Genomic DNA, 22,538 nt, shown 5'->3' with positions numbered 1-22,538 from the left:
GTCAGCTGCGATCAACCTCGGCGCGGGTGCCCGCTTCCAGACCCTCAACGAAACGCGCCAGAAGCCCGGCGAAGGTCTCGACCTCGGCAGGGGTCCAGCCGCGGGTAATCTTGCCCAAGAGATCGCGCTGAATCGCGCGCTTGGCCTGAAAGAAGCCCTCGGTCTTCTCGCCCAGCTCGACCACCGCGCGCCGCCCGTCGCTTTGCGAAACCGCGCGCTTGAGAAGTCCGCTCTCGACCAGCTCGCTGACCATCCGGCTGGAGCGCGAGGGGTCGATATTGATGATCTCGGCAATCGAGCCGACCGTCGCCTCACCACGCCCCGACAGCCGATGCACCGCCTCCAGCACATCGAGATGAGCGTGTTTCAGCCCCGGCGCCACGCTTTCGAGCGCGCCGCGCCCGATATAGCGGCGCGAAAAGACCAGCCGCCATTGCGACATGGCATCGGCGATCCGCTCGATCGAAGCCGAGGCCATGGTTCTGTCGTCTTGCGGGGCGTCGGTCATGTTATGGGGCTCGTTCCGGGCGGAGTTATCTGCTCTTGTCAGTTATATGCTATGAGCATACATCTGCAAATGGCAAATTGCCGCAGCATCCGATGAGCGATTCCCGATGACATCCAGTTCAGACAGCACATCCCGTTCCATGGCGGCAGAGGCAGCGGACAAAGCGGGGGTCGGTGTCGGCACCCGCACTGGCGCTGGCACTGGAACTGCGCCCGAGCATCGCCAGCGTCTGGTGATCTTTGCCTTCCTGATGACGGCGATGTTCATGGCCACGCTCGACAATCAGATCGTGGCGACCGCTTTGCCGACCATCGTCGGCGAATTCGGCCAGCTTGAGCGTTTCGGCTGGGTCGGCTCGATCTATCTGCTGGGATCGAGCGCGGTCATGCCGGTTTATGGCAAGCTGGGCGATCTCTTCGGCCGCAAATATGTGATGATGGCGGCGGTTCTGATCTTCACGCTCGGCTCGGGGATCTGCGCGCTGGCGGTGTCGATGGATGCGCTGATCGCAGCGCGCTTGCTGCAAGCCTTGGGCGGCGGCGGGATCGTGACCTCGATTTTCGCGATCAACGCCGATCTGTTCCAACCCCGAGAAAGGGCGCGTTATCAAAGCTATGCCAGCCTGATGCTGATGCTCGCAAGCGCGATTGGCCCGGTGCTCGGCGGCTTTATGAGCGACATGTTCGGCTGGCGCTCGATCTTTCTCATCAACCTGCCGATTGGTGTGCTCGTGCTGACCGGGCTGGGCATGATGCTGCCCCACAAACGCCCCGAGCGGACCCCGACAATCGACTATCTCGGCGCGGCCCTGCTGGCGGGCTGTATCGCCAGTCTGGTGCTCTGGGCGGATGGCTCGCAGCTTTTCGGAGGCCTGTTCTCGCCAACCGGTCTGGCGGTGATCGGCGCGGGGATCGTGCTGGCCATCGCTTGGGTGCAGGTCGAGAAACGCGCGAAAGAGCCGGTCGTGCCGCTGAGCCTGTTTTCCAGCAAGACCGTCAATCTGCTGCTGCTGATCTCGATGGCCTCGGGCTCGATCGGGATCGGGCTTTCGACCTATTTCGCGCTGTATCTGCAATCGGTGACCGGGCTGACGCCGACCGTGGCAGGGCTTTTGTTCGTGCCGCTGACCGGAGGCATCGTGCTCGGCTCGCTGACGGCGGGGCGGATCATGTCGCGCACCGGGCGCTATCGGCCCTTCGCGATGCTGTCGAGCGGGTTGAGCTGTCTCTGCCTGCTCGCGATTTCCGCGCTGCATCCGCCGGTGACCTTATGGCTGATCACGCCCCTGATGCTCTTTCACGGCATCGGGATTGGTGTCGGCCAGCAGGTGCCGCTCTTGGGCGTGCAGAATGCGGCGCTGCGCCGCGACACGGGGGCTGCAACCGGAGCGGTGTCGCTGACGCGGATGGGCGGGGCCTCAATTGCGATTTCGGTCTATGGCGCGATTGTCGCCGCGCTGGTGGCGCATAGCGCCGTGACCTTGCCCGCCGGGCTCGACCTCGAAAAGCTCTCACCGGCAGTGGCGGCGGGTCTGCCGACCGCGACGCGAGATCTGATCGCCAATGTCTATGCCGGGGCCTTCCAGGTGCTGTTCCTGGTCGCGGCGGGAATTGCGGCGCTGGCCTTCGTCGCGGCCTTTTCGCTGAAGGAAGAGCGGCTGGAGGTGCATTCCGGCGCCTAAGCCCGGAGGCACCCGCTTTGGCACAAGATCGGCCACCCGCGTCGAAATGGGGGTGGCTGATCTTTCATTTGCGCCTGAACTGTTTGTAACTCGAATTATGTCACGGAAAGCGCAACCCGCGTGACCCGTGCTTTCGCGCGGTGCGGATCAGCCGTCTGGCCACACCAGCGAGCGGTGGAGCTGCGCCCCCGCCCAAGCGCCATCGCCCACTGCCAGCGAGACCGTGTGCGGCGCGCGGGCGACATCGCCGCAGGCGTAAACGCCGGGAATGCTGGTTTCCTTGCTGTCGCCTGTCTGGATCTGAAGGCCGAAGATGGTTTCACTCAGCGCGCATCCCAAGGCGGCGGCCACCGGGCTGGCCGGGCTCGTGCGCGTGGCGGTGAAAAGCCCCGCGAAAGGCAGGATCCGTCCGTCCGCCAGCTCGACATCGGCGAGGCCCGTCAGGCGCGCGATCGGGGTTTCCTCAAGCGTCACGCCACGGCGGGCGAGATCGGCGCGCTGATCGGCATCGGGCGAAAACCGGTCATTCGTCAGGAAGGTGATCTCGCCCCATTCCGGCAAAAGCTGGGCCTGATGGATCGACATCGGGCCGGTGGCAATGACGCCGATGCGGCCCTGATCGAGCTCGTAGCCGTGGCAATAGGGGCAATGGAAGACGCCCTTGCCCCACCGCGCGGCAAGGCCCTCGATCTCGGGAAGCTCATCGGAGACGCCGGTCGCGAGCAACAGTCGCCGCCCCGCAAACTGCTCGCCCGTCGTGGTCGTCACGCGGAAATCATCCTTGGCTCCGCTGACCTCTGCGGCGGTCGCTTCGACCCAGCTCAGCGTCGGATAGGCCCGCAATTGCGCGCGCGCCTCGGCCCAGATCCGCGCCGGATCGACGCCGTCCTGCCCGAGAAAGCCATGCGAGGCGCTGACGAAGCGATTGCGCCTTTGCCCGGCGTCGATCACCAGAACCTTGCGGCGGGCACGCAGAAGCTGCAGGGCCGCTGCCATTCCGGCGTAGCTGCCCCCGATCACGATCACATCTTGCATCTTTCACTCCTTGGCGGCGCGATACTCTTGATGGCGGCGCGCGAAATCCTCGGCCAGATCGGCCAATGTCACATGGGCGAAACGAGAGAGCAGCAGCGCCTCGGCCTCGGCGAAAGCGTGATCGAGCGCGGCATTCACGGTCTGCTCGACCAGACATTTGGGATGCTCGCTGTGATTGCCGATGGCAAAGATCGCGGGCTCGCCCAAAGCGGCATGAAGCTGGAGCAAGGTAACCTGCGCCAGATCCGCCGAGATCCGCCAACCGCCTGCATGACCGCGCTCGGCCGAGACCAGCCCGGCCTCGCGCAAAAGCCCCATGGTGCGGCGCACCACGACCGGATTGGCGCTCAGGCATTCGCCGAGCTTTTCAGAGGTCATCGGCCCGTCATGCTCGGCCATATGCAGCAAGGCGTGAAGGACGGCGGAGAGGCGGCTGTTCTGTTTCATGTAACTTCATATGTTACGATTCGCGCCGAAAGTCAAGGTGGGCGGGGTCTGAAAGGCGCGCCACCCCCAACCAAGGCCGTAACTCGGTTGAATGGTCTTGACAAAAACCGGGGTGACGGACCAAGGCTCGGGCAGCTTTGGTTCCGGGGCAGCCCCTCGGATTAAAAGGGAACTGCGGTGCGCCTATCAGGCAAATCCGCGGCTGCCCCCGCAACTGTAAGCGGCGAGCGACGGCCGACGATGTCACTGGGATGATCCCGGGAAGACCGGCCCGAGCGCTGACCCGCAAGCCAGGAGACCTGCCCAAGCCCTCACCCATTTCCGGCGCGGGGCGCGCATGGAAAGCGGCCTTCCGCAGCGGTGACCGTCACGGGTCTGCGCGGGGCAATCCTTTCCGCAGGCCGAACTGGGATCCGCAGGCGCCGCCTGCGTTGGAAAGGCATGGATATGGTCCGACTTCAGACCTCTTGGCTTGCAATTTCTGCGGTGCTGCTGCCGCTTGCCGTTATGGCACAAGACGTCACGCAGCCCGTTACTCCGGCCGTGGCGCAGGATGATGAGACCGCAGGTCGCGTCACGCTGGAGACGGTGGTGATCTCGGGCGGGCTCTCGCCGATTCCGGCCAATGCTTATGGGCGCGCCTATACGATCCTGACCGCCGATGAGATCGAGCGGCGCGGCATCCGCAGCGTGCAGGACGCTCTGCGCGATGTCCCGGGCGTGGCGGTCAGCTCGACCGGATCCAGCTTCACGCAGGTCCGCATTCGCGGCGCCGAGGCCAATCACACGCTGATCCTGATCGACGGCGTCCCCGCGACCGGCGGCAATGACGAATATATCCTGAGCGGGCTCGAGACCGCCAATATCGACCGGATCGAGATCCTGCGCGGGCCGCAATCGGTCTATTACGGCGCGAATGCCTCGGCGGGGGTGATCAATATCATCACGCGGCAGGGCCAGCCGGGCACGCATTATGGCGGCGCGGTCGAGGCCGGGAATGGCTATGCGGTCTCGGGCTGGTTCACCCAGCGCACAGAGCGCGGCGGGCTGGCCTTCACGGCGTCAAAGCGCGACGATCACGGCTATAATCAGGCTTTCACCGGCCATGAAAAAGACGGCATCGACCGCGCCACCCTTGGCCTGACCGGCGATTGGCAGGCGAGCGACGAGGTGAAGCTTGGCTTTACCTTGCGCCGCGCCAAAGAGAAATATGATTACGATTCAACAAATTACGCCGCCACCAGCTATATGGATTATCTGATCGACGATCCCAACCAGCACAGCACACGCAACGAGACTCTGGGCTCGATCTGGGGCGAATATGCGATGCTGGACGGGCGGGTGCTGCACCGGCTCGACTATCAGGACACGGTCTACAAGCAAAGCTCGAACGGCGGGCCCGAGACGCGGGGCCAGACCCGCGCGTTGAAATATCGCCTGAGCGCGAGCCTCGACGGCCAGCAGGTGGCCGAAGCGCGCCAGCTGGTGAATGTGATGGTCGAGCGGGTCAAGGATGACAACACCGCCGCCCCCGATTACCGCCGCGCCAACACGTCGGTGGCGCTCGAATATCGCGGCTTCTTCGACAACGGGCTCGATGTGCAGGCCGGGCTGCGCCACGATCGCTTCACGAGCTTTGACGATTTCACCAGCTGGAACCTCGCTTTGTCCTGGCAGGTGCCGAATGCGCCCTATCGGGTTCATGCCTCCGCCGGGCGCGGTCTGGTCAAGCCGTCCTATTACGAGCTTTTCGCCAATGACAGCTATACGCTCGGCAATCCGCACCTGAAGCCCGAGCGCAACACCGGCTTTGACATCGGCATCGAGGCCGAGCTGCTCGGCGGGCGCGGCACGGTTGATCTGACCTATTTCAACGAAAAGATGGATGACGAGATCACCTATGCCTATGGCGCGGCCCCCGATGGCAGCGGGCGGGCGAGCTATGTCAACCAACACGGCAAAAGCCCGCGCGAAGGCATCGAGCTGGCCGGACAGTTGCAGGCGACCGAGGCGCTGCGCCTTGGGCTGAATTACACCTATCTTGACGCCAAGAACCCCGATGGCAGCGTCGAGATCCGCCGTCCGCGTCACGAATTCGGTCTGCGCGCGAGCTATGATCTCGACGGCGGGCGCGGCAATCTGAGCGCCGATCTGCGCCATGTCGCGGGCAATTATGATACGCAGTTCTGGGGCAGCTATCCGACGCGCGAACTGCCAAGCTATACCGTCGTCAATCTCGCCGGAGGCTATGACATCAACCAAAACCTGCGCGCGACCGCCCGTGTCGTGAACCTCTTCGACAAGGACTACATGGACGCTTGGGGTTATCGCTCGCAGGGGCGCACCGCCTATGTCGGGCTTGAGGCGAAATGGTAAGACGGCTGACCTTGGCTGGGTGCATCGCACTCGGCCTTGGCCTTCTGGCGCCGGCGGCTTGGGCGGTTCCGGCGGCAGAGCCGCCCCGGCGCGTCGTATCGATGAATCTGTGCACCGATCAGCTCGCGATGATGCTGGCGGCGCCCGGTCAGCTGATCTCGGTGAGCTATCTGGCGCGGGATGCGCGCAGCTCGGCCATGGCGGATGAGGCGGCGCTTTATCCGGTCAATCATGGCCTCGCCGAAGAGATCGCCGCGCTGCGCCCCGATCTCGTGCTGGCGGGCAGCTATACCACGCCCGCGACGGTTGCCATGCTGCGCCGCTTGCAGATCCCGGTGGAGCAATTCGCGCCGGAAGATGATTTCGAGGCGATCCGCGCCAATATCCGCAAGATGGGCGCGGCTCTGGGTCGCGCGCCCGAGGCCGAGGCGATGATCGCCGTATTCGACCGCGATCTGGCGGCTTTGCAAGACAGCGCCCCCACCCGCCCGCGCGCGGCGCTTTACGGCGCGAATGGCTATACCTCGGGCGATCAAAGCCTCGCCGGGCAGATCATCGCCGCGGCGGGGCTCGACAATATCGCGACCGAGGCCGGTCTGTCGCAGGGCGGCATCCTCTCGCTTGAGCAGCTGGTGCGGGCCAATCCCGATCTCTTGATCCGTGGGCAGGGCTTTGGCGGCGGCTCGCGCGCGGAAGACATTCTCGATCACCCCGCCGTGCAGGACCTCGCCGCGCGGGCGGGCGTTACGGCTATGGCCGATCCCGATTGGGTCTGCGGCACGCCTCATGTTCTCGCCGCCATCGCAAAACTGCGTGCCGCCCGCCTTGCGGTGCAGAAGGAGCAAAAGGAAAGCCCATGAGAGATCCCGCTTCCTATCCCCGCGTGCTGGCGGCTTTGGGCGCGCTGGTCCTCGCGCTCTTCATGGCCTCCTTGCTGATCGGCACAGTGCCGGTCGCGCCGGGCGCGGCGCTCGCAGCGCTGGTCGGCGCGGGCGATCCGCTGCTCGGTATGGTCATGCAAGAAATCCGCCTGCCCCGCGCCATTCTTGGCCTGCTGCTTGGCGCAAGCCTTGGCCTCTCGGGCGCGGCGATTCAGGGCTTTCTGCGCAATCCCCTCGCCGAGCCCGGGTTGATCGGCACCTCGGCGTCGGCGGCTTTGGGCGCGGTTCTGGCGATCCAGACCGGGCTTGCCGCCGCCCTGCCGCTTGGCCTGCCCGTCGCGGCCTTGGCCGGGGCGCTTCTGTCCGTGCTGGTCATCCTGACGCTTGCGGGCGGGCGCGGCGGAGCCCTGCCGCTGATCCTTGCGGGCATCGCGATTTCGGCGCTCGCTGGGGCGGCGACCTCGCTGGTGCTGAACCTCTCGCCCAATCCTTTCGCCGCCAATGAGATCATTTTCTGGATGATGGGCTCGCTTGCCGATCGCTCGATGCTGCATGTCTGGACCATGTTGCCCTTCTTTGTGATCGGCGCGGGGCTGCTTTTGTCGACCGGCAAGGGGCTCGAAGCGCTGACCTTGGGCGAGGATGCGGCGGCCTCGATGGGGATCGGCCTTGGGTCCCTGCGGCTGCGGCTGGTGCTGGGCGTTGCCGCGCTGGTCGGCGCGGCGACAGCCGTTGCGGGTGCGGTCGGCTTTGTCGGTCTGGTCGTGCCCCATCTGCTGCGCCGCGCGGTCGGCGCCAGCCCGGCGCGGCTGCTGCCCGCCTCGGCTTTGGGCGGCGCGGCGGTCATTCTTGCGGCCGATATCGCAGTGCGGGTGATTGCGCCGGGCCGCGATCTCAAGCTTGGCGTGTTGACCGCCTTGATCGGCGCGCCCTTCTTTCTCCATCTGATCTGGCGCAGCCGGAGCGAGGGGCCATGAGCGTACTGTCCCTCAAGAAACTGTCCCTGCGCCGGGCAGGGCGTGGCGTCTTGGCGGGCATTGATCTCGATCTTGCGCCCGGCGAGTTTGTGGGCCTTCTGGGCGCGAATGGGGCGGGCAAGACCACACTCTTGCGCGCCGCTTTGGGGCTTTTGGCGCATGAGGGGCGATCCTCGCTGACCGGGCTTCGCCCAGCCGAGCGCGCGCGCCGCGCCGCCTTCATGCCGCAGGGGCGCGAGATTGCCTGGCCGGTCTCGGTCGCGCGGCTGGTTGCGCTTGGCCGCGCGCCCCATGGCGACGCAGGTGATCGCAATCGCGGCGAACACCCCGCCGTCTCCCGCGCCCTTGCCGCGCTGGGGCTGGAGCCCCTGCGGCATCGCCCCGCCACCGCGCTTTCGGGCGGCGAGCAAGCGCGCGTCCTGATCGCGCGGATGCTCGCGCAGGACACGCCCCTTCTGATCGCGGATGAGCCGATTGCCGGGCTTGATCCCGCCGCGCAGATCCGGGTCATGTCCTGTTTCGCGGCGCTGGCCGCCGAGGGGCGGACGGTGCTGGCCTCGCTGCATGATCTGGGCCTTGCCGCGCGTCATTGCTCGCGGCTGATCCTGCTGCATGAGGGCCGGATTCTCGCCGATGGCCCCCCGCTCGATGTCTTAAGCCCCACCCACCTTGCCCGCGCCTTCGGCATCACCGCCTATCGCGCGCAAACCGCCGAGGGGCCGGTGCTTCAGCCGCTCGATATTCTGACCGGAGACCTGCCATGACCGTCCCGCAACCGACGCTCGACCAGCATCTGAAGGCCGCGCTGCCCGATCCGGATGCGGGCTGGTCGATGGGCTCTTTCGGCGCGATTGCCGAGTTTCACCATGTCGCGGGCGATCCCGCCCCTGCCCTGCTTGCGGGCTGCGCGGCGGTCTCTGCGCGCGGCGGGGTGCGGCTCGAGGAGCTCGACCGGGTCACGCCCATCGCCTGGGAGGCGCTGAGCCCGCGCCCCGATCGCTGGCAGCAAGGCGTGGCGCTGTGCCTGCCCGCGCCCGAGGCGGCGATGACGCAGCGCGCGGTCCTGACCGAGCTTGGCCCCGACCATGACGCCTTGCGTGCTCAGGATCGTGCGGGCGTGCTTTTCGACATGGGGCTTGACCAGCCGCAAGTCGATTTCTGCATCCGCACCGCCGATCCCGAGCTGCTGGCGCTGCTGCGCGCCCATGTCGGACGCCCGGTGATGGCGCCCGGCAATCCGGCGATGGCCGCGATCCTCAAGGCCCATCCCCATCGCGTGGCGCAGAGCCGGATCGGGCGGGTCGAGGTCTATCAAAAGATCGGCGGGCCGGACACTGGCGGCACCTCTCCGACCGGGCCGCATACCCATGTCCTGCCCAAGCTCTTGCGCGCGCGGCGCAGCCATTCGGCGAATATGCCGATCCCCGAGGGGCTGGTGCCGGTCGCGGGCTTTCATCCACCCAGCCCGATCATGGGCACGCTGGCAGAAGACCGCGCCTTCGATCCGGAGATTTTCGCGGCGTTTCAGGCGTTTCTGTCGGCTTGGGGCGATCCGGTCAATCTGGCGATCAAGCAGCGGCTCTGGGCGGCCTTGGCGGGCGGCGCCGAGCCCGGCGATCTTGCCCCGCCCGAAGATCGCGCGGGTCGCGTCGCCTTTCGCGTGGCCTTGCGTCAGGCGGGGCGGCGCGAGGGCGAAAACGCACGGCTGGCCCGCTGGCGCGCCGCCTATGACCGCGAGCTTGACCACGCCGATGAAGATGCGCCGGGCCATTAGGCCCGACGCGTGCCCCGCGAGGGAGGTGCGGAGAAAGGGAAATCAGCCGAGTTTCGGCAAAACGCTGCGGGCAATGCTGGCGTCGAGCGCCTCGAAGTCATTGAGCCCGATCAGCGCGTAAAGCTCGGCCCGGGTCTGCATCTCGGGCAGCATGGCGGTGGTCGCGCCGTCGCGTTTGAGCGTGGCGTACAGCTTTTCCTGCGCCTTGTTCGCGACGCGCAAGGACGAGACCGGCCAGATCACCATATCATAGCCAAGCTCTTCGAATTCGCGCGCGGTGAGCGCGGGCGTGCGGCCAAATTCGGTCATATTCGCCAAGAGCCGCACGCCGGGCAAAGCGGCGCGAACCTCGCGAAACATCTCGACGCTGGTCAGCGCCTCGGGGAAGATCGCATCCGCGCCCGCCTCGACGTAAAGCTTCGCGCGCGCGACCGCGCCTTCGATGCCTTCCGAGGCCGCCGCATCGGTGCGCGCGATCACCACCAGATCGCGCCGGGCGCGTGCCGCCGCCGCAACCTTGGCCGCCATATCCGAGGCGCTGGCCAGTTTCTTGTCGTTCAGATGGCCGCATTTCTTGGGCAGGAGCTGGTCTTCGAGGTGAACCGCGCCTGCGCCTGCCTCCTCGAACACCCGCACCATATGCATGACATTGAGCGCCTCGCCATAGCCGGTATCGCCATCGACGAGCAGCGGCAGCCCGCTCGCCCGCGCGATCTGGCGGATGAAGAAAGCGACCTCATCGACGGTGATGATGCCGAGATCGGGCAAGCCCATGCTGGCCGTCATCGCCGCGCCCGAGAGATAGAGCGCCTGAAACCCCGCCGCCTTCGCCTGAAGCGCGGCCATGCCGTTTTGCGCGCCGGGCAGTTCCAGAATGCCCGGCCGGGCCAAAGCCGCGCGGAACCGGGCCCCCGCAGGGGCCTCGGGCAGGTCGTTTCCGATCAGATAGGGCATGGCTTACTCCGCTGCGGTAGCAATGAGGCGGTCGCGCAGGTCGATCGGCTGAAAATCGCGGTTCTCGGGGCCGATGTAATTGGCCGAGGGCCGGATGATCTTGTTGTCGATACGCTGCTCGATCACATGAGCGCCCCAGCCCGCCGTTCGCGCGATCACGAAGAGCGGCGTGAACATTGCGGTCGGCACGCCCAGCAGATGATAGGACACCGCCGAGAACCAGTCGAGGTTCGGGAACATGCCCTTGGCATCGGCCATGACCGTTTCGATCCGGGCGGCGATCTCGAACATCTTGGTGCTGTTTTGCGCCTCGGCCAACTGGCGTGCGACCCGCTTGATGACGACATTGCGCGGATCCGAGATCGTATAGACCGGATGGCCAAAGCCGATCACCACCTCTTTCGCGGCGACGCGGGCGCGAATATCGGCCTCGGCCTCGTCGGGGGTCGCATAGCGTTTCTGGATCTCGAAAGCGACCTCATTGGCGCCGCCATGTTTGGCGCCGCGCAGCGCTCCGATTGCGCCTGCGACCGTCGAATAGACATCCGAGCCCGTTCCCGCGATGATCCGCGCGGTGAAGGTCGAGGCGTTGAATTCATGCTCGGCGTAAAGGTTCAGCGTGGTCTGCATCGCCCGCACCTCGCCCGCCGAGGGCGGGGCACCGTGCAGAAGGTGCAGGAAGTGGCCGGCGATGCTGTCCTCGGAGCTCTCGACCTCGATACGGCGGCCATTCTGGGCGAAGTGATACCAGTAGAGCAGCATCGAGCCCTGCGAGGCGATCAGCCGGTCGATGATGTCGCGCGCGCCGGGCGTGTTATGATCCGCCGCTTCCGGCAGCACGCAGCCCATCGCCGAGACGCCCGAGCGCAGCACATCCATCGGATGCGCCGAGGCCGGGATCGCCTCGAGCGTCTGGCGCACCGCCAAAGGCAGGCCGCGCAGACCGCGCAGCTTGGCCTTATAGGCGCGCAGCTCCGCGCCAGAGGGCAGCGCGCCATGGATCAGCAGATGGGCGATTTCCTCGTATTCGCAGGCCTCGGCAATCTCGAGGATGTCATAGCCGCGATAATGCAGGTCATTCCCGGTCTGGCCGACGCTGCAGAGCGCTGTATTCCCGGCCACCACGCCCGAAAGCGCCACGGATTTCTTTGGTTTTCTAACAGGTTCCGACATGTTCTTCCCCTTATGACCAGTCAAAGATGCCCGTCGGGCGCGGTGCGCCAAGACGATCCGGCGAGACGGTGAAATTGAGCTGCCCCAGATCGCCGCGCCCCAGATCGCTCAGGTTTTCGGCGGCATTGAGGAAGCGGCGCTGCTCTTCGGGGGTGATGATCCCTTCCGAGAGCGTCAGGAATTTCTGGACGTAATTGGCGCGGACAAAAGGGCGCGCGCCATCGGGATGGGCATCGGCCAAGGCAAGCTCGTCGCTGATGACGCGGCCATCCTTCAGCCGCACCTCGACCCGACCGCCAAAGGCTTTCTCCTTGGGATCGCGGGCGTGATAGCGGCGCGTCCATTCGCCGTCCTCGACGGTCGAGATCTTGTGCCAGAGCGCCACGGTCTCGGGGCGGTTGGCGCGCTCGGGGGCATAGCTTTTCTCGTGATGCCAGCCGCCGTCTTCCAGCGCGACCGCGAAAATATACATGATCGAATGGTCCAAAGTCTCGCGCGAGGCCTTCGGGTCCATCTTCTGCGGGTCTTTCGCCCCGGTCCCGATGACGTAATGGGTGTGATGCGAGGTGTGGATGATGATGCTGTCGATCTGGCTCAGATCACCGATCCGTGGCCCCATGCGCCGCGCCAGATCAATCAGCGCCTGCGACTGATATTCCGCCGAATGCTCCTTGGTATAGGTGTCAAGGATCGCGCGTTTGGCCTGACCCTTGGCGGGCAAGGGCACCTGATAGCGCGCCTCGGGGCCCGACAGCAGCCAAGCGATAAAGCCGTCCTCGCCTTCCCATGCGGGCGACGGCGCGCCCTCGCCGCGCATGACGCGGTCCACCGCCTCGATCGCCATTTTGCCCGCAAAGGCCGGGGCAAAGGCCTTCCACGAGGAAATCTCGCCCTTGCGGCTTTGGCGCGTCGTCGTGGTGACATGCAAAGCCTGCTGGATCGCCTGATAAATCACCTCGGTCGGGAGTTTCAGCGCCGTGCCAATCCCGGCAGCGGCTGACGGCCCGAGATGGGCGATATGGTCGATCTTGTGCTCGTGCAGGCAGATGCCTTTGACCAGATTGACCTGAATCTCATAGCCCGTCGCGAGCCCCCGGATCAGATCGCGGCCCGAGAGCACGCAATGCTGGGCCACCGCCAGCAGCGGCGGGATATTGTCGCCGGGATGGCTGTAATCGGCGGCGAGGAAGGTGTCGTGGAAATCCAGCTCGCGCACCGCCGTGCCATTGGCCCAGGCCGCCCATTCCGGGCTGACGCGGGTCGCATCCGACATGCCAAAGACCGTCGCGCCGCGCTGATAGGGATGGCACAGCGCCTGTGCGCGCGCCGAGGCGACCGGACGCCGCGCCAGGGATGCCGCCGCCACCGCCGCATTGTCGATGATGCGGTTCACGATCATCTCGGTCACTTCGGGCAGAACCTCGACCGGATCGGCGGCGACCTCGGCGATTTTCCAGGCGAGCTGGTCCTCGCGCGGCAGATGTTCGGCGGATTTGTAGCTGCGCAGATCATGCAGGACGGTTGCGGCAGAGATCTTGTCGTGAATGGTCATTTCGCTTTCCTTTGTTCAGATCGGTGTGGCGAAGGGGGCGGGCGTCAGCGCCTGCGGGCGGCCTTTGTCATCGACCGCCACCATCTCGAAGCGCCCGCGCAGGACCTCGCGCCGGGTCGCAGAGCTCAGCGGTGCTGCCTGCCCCACGACCTCGACGGTCATCGAGCTGCGCCCGGTGCGGATGACCCTGGCCTCGAGCTCCAAGAGCGCGCCGACCGCAATCGGGGCGCCGAAATCGACCCGCTCCGAGCGCGCCATGACCACTGCGGTCCGGGCATGACGCGAGGCGGCGATAAAGGCCGCCTTGGCCATCAGCGCCAAGGCATTGCCGCCAAAGAGCGTCCCGTAATGGTTCGCCTGTTCGGGAAAGATCACTTCGGTCAGGGTGGTCGTGGCAGGTGCGGTCATGTCGATTGCCCTTCGCAAGATTGGCAATCCCATCTATTCACATCCGGGATACCGCGATAAACTCCTGAAAAAGCGGTGATCTGCGAAGGTCATTCTTGCAAATTGCAAAGGTTGCGAAGATGGCAAAGACATTCATGGGCGTGCGCCTGCGCCGCTTGCGCGAGGAACGCGGGCTCACTCAGGCGGCGCTGGCCCGCGCGCTCGAGATCTCGCCGAGCTATCTCAACCAGATCGAGCAGAACCAGCGTCCGCTGACCGTGCCGGTGCTTTTGAAGCTCAATCAGGCCTTCGGGCTGGATGTGCAGCTCTTTTCCGATGCCGATGAGGGGCGGCTCATCACCGAGCTGCGCGGCGCCTTGGCCGATCAGGGCGCGGGGGCGTCTTTGGCCGAGGTGCGCGAGCTCGCCGCCAATATGCCCGCCGTCGCTCGCGCGATTGTCGCGATGCAGCGGCGTCTGCGCGATACGGCAGAGCGCGCCGATCTTCTGGCCGGGCGGCTCGACAACCGCGACAGCGCGGCCTCTCCGGCGGCGTTTGAATCGGTGCGCGACTGGTTTTACGAGCGGCGCAATTACATCCCCGAGCTCGACGAGGCCGCCGAGGCCATCGGCGCGGCCCTGCCGCCCGGTCGCATGACGCCGGGGCTGATCGACCGGCTGGCGGGGCGGCATGGCATCCGCATTGCGCTTGCGCCCGAAAGCGGCAGTCTGCGCCACTTTGACCCGGCGGCGCGGCTCTTGCATCTCGCCGCTCATCTGAGCGAGGGCCAGCAGGCCTATCAGATCGCGACCCAGCTGGCCTTTCTCGAACAGGATGAGCTGATCCGGCGGCTCTCGGATGAGCCGGGGCTCGGCCCCGATGCCCGCGCCTTGCTGCGCATTGGGCTTGCGAACTATTTCGCGGGCGCGCTGCTGCTGCCCTACCGGCTGTTTCTGGCGACGGCCGAGGCGCTTGGCTATGACATCGACCTGCTCGGGCGTCGCTTTGGCGTGGGGTTCGAGACCACCTGTCACCGGCTCTCGACCCTGCAACGCCCCGAGGCGCGCGGCGTGCCGTTTTTCTTCATCCGCACCGACCGCGCCGGGAATATCTCGAAGCGGCAGTCCGCCACCGATTTCCACTTTTCGCGGATCGGCGGGTCCTGCCCGCTGTGGAATATCTACGAGGCGTTCTCGCGCCCCGGAGAAATCGTGCGGCAGGTCGCGCAAATGCCCGACGGGCGCAGTTATCTGTGGATTGCGCGGCTGGTGCGGCACGGTCAGGGCGGGTTTGCCGCCTTGGAAAAGACCTTCACGGTCGCGGTCGGTTGTGATCTCGCCCATGCCGAGCGGCTGGTCTATGCGCGCGGGCTCGATCTGCACGATCCGGGTCTTGCGACGCGGATCGGCCCGGGCTGCAAGGTCTGCGAGCGGCCCGCCTGTCCGCAGCGCGCCTTTCCGATGCTGGGCCGCGCGCTGGATGTCAGCCCGACCGATGCACGGTTCGCGCCCTATTCCAGCGGGGCCTGACAGAAAAACGCGCCGACGGGAGGGCCGGCGCGTCAGATGTGTCAGGATCGCTGCGTGTTAAGGGGGCGTCTTAAGCGAGCCGCGTGCGATGGGCCGGCGTGTGGTTCCACGAACGCTGGACCAGCCAGCCGAAGATCAGCCCGATGCCGCCCCAGAGCACCGCCTCGATCACCAGCGAGACCGTGCGGAAGTGCCAAAGCAGATCGCCCGGGAAATCCGCAGGAACTTCGTTGATCGTGGGCAGCACAAAGCCCGCCGCCGTGACCAGCCCAAGATAGGCGATGGTGGCGATGATGCCCGACTGCCAGCGGTTGGTGCTGCTGCGCGCGATTGCGACCGCGATCACCATGGCGATGATCGACAAAAGCAGCATCGCGAAATAAAGCTGCGTGCGCATTCCGATGGTCTCGCCGTGGCCGACCGCGGGCGGGTTGGCCGGGTATTTGAGCTGCGGCACGATGATGACCATGACATAGCCAAGCCCGGCCATGATCGCCGAGGTCGCCTGTGCCGAGAGATGCGAGAAACGCCCCTCGATCAGCGCGAAGGCCAGACCGAAGATGCCGCCAAGCCCCGCGCCAAAGACCAGCATCCCGGTCAGCAGGCCAAAGCCCGCCTGAGTCTCGCGCGACACCAGCGCCTCTTCGTCGCCGCCATGCGAATGCCCGGCAGGCGCCGCAGATTCGCTTGATGCGACCACGGTCGAACCCGCGTCGGTCGTGCCATGTTCATGGGTCGCGGCCTCATGGGTGGCGGCGTGATCGGCCTCGGCTTCAGCGGCGGAATTCGCCTCTTCGATGGCAATGGCGGCGGCAACCGGGGGCTCGCCCCAGACGCGGCCCACGCCAAACGCCAATAGGCCAGCGATCAGCCCGGCAATCATGCCGAGCAGCAAATAACGTCCAGTCATGTCAGATCCCCTCAGTGGCAGGGGAAGCCGAGGAGGTGACGGGCATCATGCACGAATTCATGCACATACATGCCGTCGAACAATGCCACCGCGCCTTGCTCGGTGGTGACGAAATACATGGCGAGCAGCATGATCACGCCCGCAAAGATCGCCCAAGGCGCCCATTTGCTCAGCGGGATCGGCTCGACCTGAAAGTCGGGGGCGACGGCAGACATAGCCATAATTTCTCTCCTTCGGATACGCGTCCGGCGTGGATTTCTGCTTGCCATGAACAGGGGTCTGACTTCCGCGAGGCTTTCGCGGTTACAGTGGCGCGACCGCGCCGGATTCACACCGGCTTCCACCGTCAGGACAATCTCGAAGATGCTGCGCCTGCAATGTGGCAATGTCAAAGAGAACTTGCCTGACCTAACCCCAATGTCCGAAGCTCAACTGATGACGATCCGACTTTCCCTGATTTGCGCCGCGCCCCCTGACGGCACGGCTTTCCCCGCCGATCAGCCAGCCTCTCGGCCTGCGCTGGACAAGCTGACCCCGCTTGCCGGGGCGGACCTCTGCCTGATCTCGCCCCTGCGGCGCGCGCGCGACACCGCGCAGGCGCTTGGCTGTCAGGGCGTGCTGGTCCCTGCTTTGGCCGAGACCGATTTCGGCGCCTGGGCCGGGCGCGCGCCCGCCGATCTGCTGGCCGAAGCCCCCGCCGATTTCGCGGCCTGGCTGGGCGATCCCACCGCCGCGCCGCATGGGGGCGAAAGCTTCGCGCAGATGGCCGCGCGGGTGACCGGCTGGCTTGACGCCCTGACGCCCGAAAGCGGAGAGCTGATCGCCATTACCCATCCCGGCCCGATTCAGGCGCTGGTCCTGTCGGTGCTCGACGCGCCCCTGAGCGCCGCCGCGCGGGTCAGCGTCAAGCCCCTGTCGCGCACGCGGCTGAGCCATGACGGGCGGCGCTGGTCGCTCCATCCCGGCGCCGCGCTCTTCGACTAACCGGCGCGGGCAGGACGGCGAAAACAGATGCGCCGCCCCCGGAAGGGACGGCGCAGAGAGGGCCGGTTTACCGCGATTCCCAAGGAAACCCCGGCCCCCTATCCGGGGCGCGGCTTATTCCGCCGCGAATTGGTTCATCGTATTGGCATGGCCGCCCGCTTTCAGCGCGCGCTCGCCCGCGACCATTTCCTTGAACGTGTCGCCCAGATCCGAGCCGACCTCGTGCTGGTGCTTGACCGCCGAGATGCCGCGCCGGATTTCCTCGCGCTGGACCGTCTTCACATAGGCCAGCATCTTGTCCTCGCCGAAATAGCCGCGGCTGAGTTCATCGACCGATTTCGCGGTGAGGTGGAAGGTCGGCAACGTGATGAGGTTGTGGAAGACCCCCGCGCGCGCCGAAATATCGGTCTGGAAGCGTTGCAGACGCGCATCTGCCTCGCGGCCGAGATCCGTCGCGTCGTAATCGGCCTTCATCAGCTCATTGCCCTCGGGGTAATCGCGCGCGCTGATCTTGCCCTCGGCCAGCCATTGTGTGCGCACCTGTTTGCGCAGGTTGAGCGTCCAGTTGAAGCTCGGCGAGTTGTTATAGGTCAGCTTGGCTTTCGGCACCTCCTTGCGGATTTCATTCACCATGCTGGCGATCTCATCGACATTCGGCGTGTCGGTTTCGATCCACAGGAGATCCGCGCCGCCATCGCGCAGCGAGGCCACGCAATCCTCGATCACCCGGGCGCGGCCGGTGCCTTCGATGAAGGGGAAGAGCCCGTTCGGCAGGCGCACCGGCTTGACGAATTCGCCGCCCTGATAGAGCGCAAGTTCGCCCTCGCGGATCGGATTGGCCTCGGTGATCTGCTCGGTCTTCAGCCATTTGAGATATTCGGCGGCGTGATCGCCCGGCTTCTGGCTGACCGGCACTTTCTGGGTCAGACCGGCGCCAAGGCTGTCGGTGCGCGCGACGATGACGCCATGATCGACGCCGAGCTCTTCAAAGGCCAGACGGCAGGCGCGGAGTTTCTCGATGAAATCTTCGCGCGGCACGGTGACCTTGCCGTCCTGATGGCCGCATTGCTTGGCATCCGAGACCTGGTTCTCGATCTGGAGCGCCGAGGCCCCCGCCTTGATCAGCTCTTTCGCGAGCAGATAGGTCGCATGTTCATTGCCAAAGCCCGCGTCGATATCGGCGATGATCGGCACGACATGGCTTTCGAAGCTATCGATGGCCTCGATCGCGGCGCGGCGCGCCTCGTCGGTTTTCGCGGCCTTGAGATCCTTGAAAAGATCGTTCAGCGCGACCTCATCGGCCTGACGCAGCGAGACATAGATCTCGTTGATCAGATCGGCGACGGCGGTTTTTTCATGCATCGATTGGTCAGGCAGATGGCCCCAGCGGTTGCGCAGACCGGCGACCATCCAGCCCGAGAGATAGACATAGGTGCCCTTGACCGTGCCGCGCAGGCGCTTGACCGATTTGATCATCTGCTGGGCGTGAAAGCCCGACCAGCAGCCAAGCGATTGGGTGAATTGTGCGCTATCCGCGTCGTAAGCGGCCATATCGGCGCGCATCACCGCCGCCATGTCGCGGGCAATATCGAGATGGGTGTCGTAGGGGCTTTGCAGGCGCAGCTGCGCAATCGCGTCAACCGAAACCCCGCCCGGCGCCTGACCGGAGGGGTAGCGGGACAGGAGCTCGCCATGGATCTCCGAAAAAGTCTTTCGTTTGGTCATGATGTTTCCTTTCACGTTCAATCTGTTGGGTTTTGTCCTGCGGCGCGGGTACAGCGCGCGGCAGTGGTTCGGGTTGAGGTTCGGGAAGCGGGCCGCCAAAGGGCGAAAGCGTAGTGACCGGGTCCATCAGTCGAGCGCATTCAGCAGGTCATAGGCGGCAAGCGTGATGAATTCGGGCAAAAGCCGCGCGGTGGCGGCCTCATGGACCAGCCGGGCCGCCGGGGCGTAATGGCCGCGGTGGAAGGCATTGGGGCCGATCCGGTCGAGAATGCGGACGATCTCGGCCTGAATAAGCTCGCCCAGCCAATCGGCGGTCAGAAGCCGTTCTTCGCCATCCGAGAACTCGACCGGCGCGCGATGATGGACCCATTGCCAGAGCTGCGCACGGCTGGTCTCGGCGGTGGCGGCATCTTCGAGCAGATGCGCAATCGGCACCGTGCCGCGCCCCATCAGCCAGTTCGAGAGATATTCCATCGCAATCGCGATATTGGCCTGAACCCCGCGCAAGGTGATCTGGCCCTGATGCGGGCGCAAGAGCATGGCGGGCTCGATCCGCCATTCCTGACGCGGGCGGCTGATCTGATTGGCGCGCGGCATCTGGCGGTCAAAGACCTCTTGCGCGACGGCGACCAGCCCGGGATGCGCGACCCAGCAGCCATCAAAGCCCATGCTGACCTCGCGCTCTTTGTCATGGCGGACCAGATCGAAGGCATGGCGATTGGCATCAGTGTCATTGGCGACCGGCAGCGCCGCCGACATGCCGCCGATGGCATGGATGCCGCGCCGGTGGCAGACCTTGACCACCCGTGCCGTATAGGCGGCCAGAAAGGCGCTTTCCATGTGCAGCGCGTCGCGGTCGGGCAGGACATAGGCCGCGTGATTGCGCAAGGTCTTGATATAGCTGAAGGTAAAGTCGCGCGCTCCGCAGCAGAGCCCGGCGATATGATCCTTGAGCTGCCAGACGATCTCGTCGGTCTCAAAGGCGGCTTGCAGGGTCTCGATGATGACCGTGGCGCGGATGGTGCCGGGGGCAAGGCCGATCTCTTCCTGCGCGAACAGGAAGACATCATTCCAGAACCGCGCCTCGTCTTGGCCTTGAAGCTTCGGCAGATAGTAGAACGGCCCCTGCCCGCGCTCGGCCAGCGCCCGCCCGCAGTGGTAAAGCGACAGGCCAAAGTCGAAGAGCGCCGCCGAGATCGGCTGACCCCCGGCGAGAATGTTGGCTTCGTTGAGGTGAAGGCCGCGCGGGCGGATGATGAGCGCGGGCGTTTCCGTTCCTGCGGGGCTGTCCTCGGCGGGATGCAGCGCGCCGTCGCGCAGGTCGATCAGATTGGCATGTCCGGTGACGATATTGGCAAAGCCCGGCGAGGTCGTATCCTCGAAATCGGCGATCATCACCTTCGCGCCCGAGCCGAGCCCCGCAGCAAGGCTTTTGCGATCGACCGGGCACAGGATCTCGACCCGGCGGTCGCGCAGGGCCAGCGGCGCGGGCGCGGCCTCCCAGATGCCCTGACGGATCGAGGTGGTTTCGCTGAGGTAATCGGGCAGCTCGCCCCGGTCGATGCGCTCTTGATGGCGGGCGCGGGCAATCATCATAGCGTGCAGGCGCAGCCCGAAACGGGCTTGCAGCGTGCCGACAAAAGCCAGCGCCTCGGGTGTCAGCACCCGCCCCGCTTCCGGAGCGGCGCGCAAGACGATGGGCAGGCTGGTCTGGGCAGAGCGGTCAAGCGGCATGTCATCCTCCGACGGTTCAGATCCGGTGATTCAGATCATGATGTCACCTTAGTAATGTCACTTTGACTTCGCATTATTCTCTTGAAATAACCGGGTGCTATCGTGTGTAGTGTCACGCGTCAGAGCGCGGTTATGTAAGGTTTGTAAGATGAGTCAGCGCGGCGAGAAGCTGATAATCGGCCAAAGGCTTCGGGTTTTGCGCCAGTCTTTGGGGCTGACGCAGGCGCAAATGGCGAGCGAACTTGGGATCTCGCCGAGCTATATCACCCTGATCGAAGCCGATCAGCGCCCGGCCTCGGCGCGGCTTTTGATGAAGATCGCCGAGGTCTATGATTTCAATATCTCCGAGCTTGCGCCCTCGACCGACACCCAGCTTGCCGCCGATTTCTCGGCCGCGCTGAAGGATTCGGCGCTGGGTCTGGCGAGCCTGCCGCGCGCCGAGATCGCGGCGGTGCTTCAGGCCTCGCCGCGCCTTGCGGCGGCTTTCGTGCGGCTTCATGACAATCACCGCGAAACGCTTTTGCGCGAACAGGCCGATCTCAACCCGCTGACCGACCGCGACAAGGTCGAGGCTTTGGCCGATCCGACCCGCCCGGTCGATATGGTGCGGCGCTGGTTCTACGAGCGGCGCAATCATGTCGATGTGCTCGATCATGCCGCCGAGGCTTTGGCCGAAGAGCTGGCGCTGCACCGCAACGAGCCCCATGCTGCGCTGACCGCCCGGCTGACCGCGCAGGGCATTCGCGCGCGCATCGTGCCCTCGCGGGTGATGGGCAGCCAGCTGCGCCGCTTCGATCTGCACCGCCGCGAGCTGCTGCTCTCCGAGCTTTTGCGTCAATCGAGCCGCCGCTTCCAGATCGGCACGGTGCTGGCGACGCTGGAGCATGGCGATTTGATCGCGCGGCTGGTCGATGAGGCCGGGCTTGACGATGCCGCCGCGCGCGCGCTTTTGCGGGTCAGCCTTGGCAATTACTTCGCCGCCGCGCTGATCATGCCCTATCGCCGCTTTCTCGCCGCCTGCGAGGCCGAGCGCTATGATGTCGAGGCCCTGAGCTATAAATTCGACACGAGTTTCGAGCAGACCGCCCATCGCATGTCGACGCTGCAACGCGATGGCGCGCGCGGCATTCCGTTCTTTTTCGTGCGCGTGGACCGGGCGGGCAATGTCTCGAAACGCTTCAGCGCCGGGCGCTTTCCCTTCTCGCGCTTCGGCGGCACCTGTCCCTTGTGGAATATCCATTCCGCCTTCGAGCGCCCCGACCGCGTCCAGACGCAGGTCATCCGGATGCCCGAGGGCGCGACCTATTTCTCGATCGTGCGCACCGTCACCCGCGCGGGCGGCACCTATAGCGCGCCCGCGCAACGGCTGGCGATCGGGCTCGGCTGTGACATCGCTTACGCGCCGCGGCTGGTCTATGCCGATGGCATTGATCTCGCCCATAGCCGCCCGGTCGATATTGGGCTGAACTGCTATCTCTGCGAGCGGCCCGATTGCTCGGCCCGCGCCCATGCCCCGGTCAACCGCCGCCTGCGCGTCAATGAGCGCGAGCGCAGCGTGGCGATTTTCGAATTCGAGACCGAGGAGAGCGGCCCGAACGCAAGCTAAAGCCTGCGCGCTTTTGCCGTCGTTTTGCTGACTTGCGCAGCCGGGATAGCATCGCTACGGAAGGGCGTCGGTTTCCGTAAGGAATTGAAAGGGAATCCGTCACGGGCTTACCCCCGTGAACCGGAACTGCCCCCGCAACTGTAGGCGGCGAGGCCCTGCACAAGACCACTGTGACGCAGGTCATGGGAAGGTTGCAGCGGCTTGTGACCCGTCAGTCAGGAGACCTGCCGACAGGTGTAACTTTAGCGACCCGGGCGGGGTGTCCGGGAAGGTGTCGGATGAAACCTCTGTGCTGGGCCTTTGGG

Annotated in this window: 20 protein-coding genes and 3 riboswitches; of the genes, 9 read left to right on the top strand and 11 right to left on the bottom strand. The window is 65.5% G+C overall.

Features of this window, described 5'->3' with window-relative positions; translation table 11 throughout:
- Position 1 precedes the first annotated feature (1 nt).
- A complete protein-coding gene (locus JCM7686_RS22080) occupies positions 2-508 on the bottom strand; it encodes a MarR family winged helix-turn-helix transcriptional regulator (RefSeq protein ID WP_020953239.1) in 507 nt (168 codons plus the stop codon).
- Between the two features lie 106 nt (positions 509-614).
- On the opposite strand from JCM7686_RS22080, the gene JCM7686_RS22075 reads away from it, so the two are divergent.
- A complete protein-coding gene (locus JCM7686_RS22075) occupies positions 615-2,189 on the top strand; it encodes an MDR family MFS transporter (protein WP_236635915.1) in 1,575 nt (524 codons plus the stop codon).
- 147 nt (positions 2,190-2,336) lie between these two features.
- Here the strand turns inward: JCM7686_RS22075 and JCM7686_RS22070 are convergent, their stop codons facing one another.
- Positions 2,337-3,224: an NAD(P)/FAD-dependent oxidoreductase gene (locus JCM7686_RS22070; RefSeq protein WP_020953237.1), complete on the bottom strand. Its 888-nt coding sequence runs from the start codon at positions 3,222-3,224 to the stop codon at positions 2,337-2,339.
- A gap of 3 nt (positions 3,225-3,227) precedes the next feature.
- Complete coding sequence (locus tag JCM7686_RS22065) at positions 3,228-3,671, bottom strand: Rrf2 family transcriptional regulator (protein WP_020953236.1); 444 nt, start codon at positions 3,669-3,671, stop codon at positions 3,228-3,230.
- Between the two features lie 121 nt (positions 3,672-3,792).
- Positions 3,793-3,992: riboswitch (cobalamin riboswitch) on the top strand.
- A gap of 126 nt (positions 3,993-4,118) precedes the next feature.
- Between JCM7686_RS22065 and JCM7686_RS22060 the strand changes: the two genes are divergently transcribed.
- From JCM7686_RS22060 to JCM7686_RS22040, 5 genes are read left to right on the top strand one after another with little or no spacing between them, the layout of a single operon-like run.
- Positions 4,119-6,047 carry a TonB-dependent receptor plug domain-containing protein gene (locus JCM7686_RS22060; RefSeq protein ID WP_020953235.1) on the top strand — a complete coding sequence of 643 codons (1,929 nt, stop codon included), beginning with the start codon at positions 4,119-4,121 and terminating at the stop codon, positions 6,045-6,047.
- On the top strand, positions 6,041-6,907 hold the full coding sequence (locus tag JCM7686_RS22055) for an ABC transporter substrate-binding protein (protein ID WP_020953234.1): 867 nt from the start codon (positions 6,041-6,043) through the stop codon (positions 6,905-6,907). The genes JCM7686_RS22060 and JCM7686_RS22055 overlap by 7 nt, the downstream gene beginning before the upstream one ends.
- Entirely contained in the window at positions 6,904-7,905 is a 1,002-nt protein-coding gene (locus JCM7686_RS22050; protein ID WP_020953233.1) for a FecCD family ABC transporter permease, read from the top strand. Before JCM7686_RS22055 ends, JCM7686_RS22050 begins: the two co-directional genes overlap by 4 nt.
- Positions 7,902-8,669, top strand: a complete 768-nt coding sequence (locus JCM7686_RS22045; RefSeq protein ID WP_020953232.1) for an ABC transporter ATP-binding protein — start codon at positions 7,902-7,904, stop codon at positions 8,667-8,669. Before JCM7686_RS22050 ends, JCM7686_RS22045 begins: the two co-directional genes overlap by 4 nt.
- On the top strand, positions 8,666-9,679 hold the full coding sequence (locus JCM7686_RS22040) for a DUF6925 family protein (RefSeq protein WP_020953231.1): 1,014 nt from the start codon (positions 8,666-8,668) through the stop codon (positions 9,677-9,679). The genes JCM7686_RS22045 and JCM7686_RS22040 overlap by 4 nt, the downstream gene beginning before the upstream one ends.
- 42 nt (positions 9,680-9,721) lie before the next feature.
- Here JCM7686_RS22040 and prpB read toward each other — a convergent pair whose 3' ends face one another.
- The 4 genes from prpB to JCM7686_RS22020 are packed head-to-tail and all read right to left on the bottom strand — an operon-like array spanning position 9,722 to position 13,766.
- Positions 9,722-10,633, bottom strand: a complete 912-nt coding sequence (gene prpB, locus JCM7686_RS22035) for a methylisocitrate lyase (protein WP_020953230.1) — start codon at positions 10,631-10,633, stop codon at positions 9,722-9,724.
- A gap of 3 nt (positions 10,634-10,636) precedes the next feature.
- Positions 10,637-11,806, bottom strand: coding sequence for a bifunctional 2-methylcitrate synthase/citrate synthase (gene prpC, locus JCM7686_RS22030; protein WP_020953229.1), 1,170 nt, complete (start codon positions 11,804-11,806; stop codon positions 10,637-10,639).
- Between the two features lie 10 nt (positions 11,807-11,816).
- Entirely contained in the window at positions 11,817-13,358 is a 1,542-nt protein-coding gene (locus JCM7686_RS22025) for an MmgE/PrpD family protein (RefSeq protein ID WP_020953228.1), read from the bottom strand.
- A 15-nt stretch (positions 13,359-13,373) separates the two neighbouring features.
- Entirely contained in the window at positions 13,374-13,766 is a 393-nt protein-coding gene (locus tag JCM7686_RS22020; protein ID WP_020953227.1) for an acyl-CoA thioesterase, read from the bottom strand.
- Between the two features lie 119 nt (positions 13,767-13,885).
- Here JCM7686_RS22020 and JCM7686_RS22015 point away from each other — a divergent pair, with 119 nt between their 5' ends.
- Positions 13,886-15,274, top strand: a complete 1,389-nt coding sequence (locus tag JCM7686_RS22015) for a short-chain fatty acyl-CoA regulator family protein (RefSeq protein ID WP_020953226.1) — start codon at positions 13,886-13,888, stop codon at positions 15,272-15,274.
- 70 nt (positions 15,275-15,344) lie between these two features.
- Here the strand turns inward: JCM7686_RS22015 and JCM7686_RS22010 are convergent, their stop codons facing one another.
- Positions 15,345-16,184: a CbtA family protein gene (locus JCM7686_RS22010; RefSeq protein ID WP_020953225.1), complete on the bottom strand. Its 840-nt coding sequence runs from the start codon at positions 16,182-16,184 to the stop codon at positions 15,345-15,347.
- Between the two features lie 11 nt (positions 16,185-16,195).
- A complete protein-coding gene (locus JCM7686_RS22005; protein ID WP_407946446.1) occupies positions 16,196-16,399 on the bottom strand; it encodes a CbtB domain-containing protein in 204 nt (67 codons plus the stop codon).
- A 47-nt stretch (positions 16,400-16,446) separates the two neighbouring features.
- A riboswitch (adenosylcobalamin (AdoCbl) riboswitch) is annotated at positions 16,447-16,539 on the bottom strand.
- Positions 16,540-16,619: 80 nt separating this feature from the next.
- On the opposite strand from JCM7686_RS22005, the gene JCM7686_RS22000 reads away from it, so the two are divergent.
- Positions 16,620-17,168, top strand: a complete 549-nt coding sequence (locus JCM7686_RS22000) for a histidine phosphatase family protein (protein ID WP_020953223.1) — start codon at positions 16,620-16,622, stop codon at positions 17,166-17,168.
- Between the two features lie 114 nt (positions 17,169-17,282).
- Here the strand turns inward: JCM7686_RS22000 and JCM7686_RS21995 are convergent, their stop codons facing one another.
- Together JCM7686_RS21995 and JCM7686_RS21990 are read right to left on the bottom strand one after the other, a co-directional pair.
- The gene (locus JCM7686_RS21995; RefSeq protein ID WP_020953222.1) at positions 17,283-18,893 is read right to left on the bottom strand and encodes an isocitrate lyase; all 1,611 of its coding nucleotides are present in this window, start codon (positions 18,891-18,893) and stop codon (positions 17,283-17,285) included.
- A 126-nt stretch (positions 18,894-19,019) separates the two neighbouring features.
- Positions 19,020-20,627 carry a malate synthase gene (locus JCM7686_RS21990; RefSeq protein WP_020953221.1) on the bottom strand — a complete coding sequence of 536 codons (1,608 nt, stop codon included), beginning with the start codon at positions 20,625-20,627 and terminating at the stop codon, positions 19,020-19,022.
- 148 nt (positions 20,628-20,775) lie between these two features.
- Here JCM7686_RS21990 and JCM7686_RS21985 point away from each other — a divergent pair, with 148 nt between their 5' ends.
- Positions 20,776-22,233: a helix-turn-helix domain-containing protein gene (locus JCM7686_RS21985; RefSeq protein ID WP_020953220.1), complete on the top strand. Its 1,458-nt coding sequence runs from the start codon at positions 20,776-20,778 to the stop codon at positions 22,231-22,233.
- 51 nt (positions 22,234-22,284) lie between these two features.
- Positions 22,285-22,479: riboswitch (cobalamin riboswitch) on the top strand.
- The last annotated feature ends 59 nt before the right edge of the window (positions 22,480-22,538 follow it).

It is taken from the genome of Paracoccus aminophilus JCM 7686 (assembly GCF_000444995.1).
In the GTDB taxonomy this organism is placed as follows: Bacteria; Pseudomonadota; Alphaproteobacteria; order Rhodobacterales; family Rhodobacteraceae; genus Paracoccus; species Paracoccus aminophilus.
The sequence above is the reverse complement of the archived record's forward strand: the minus strand, read 5'-3'. Positions and strand labels throughout refer to the sequence as shown.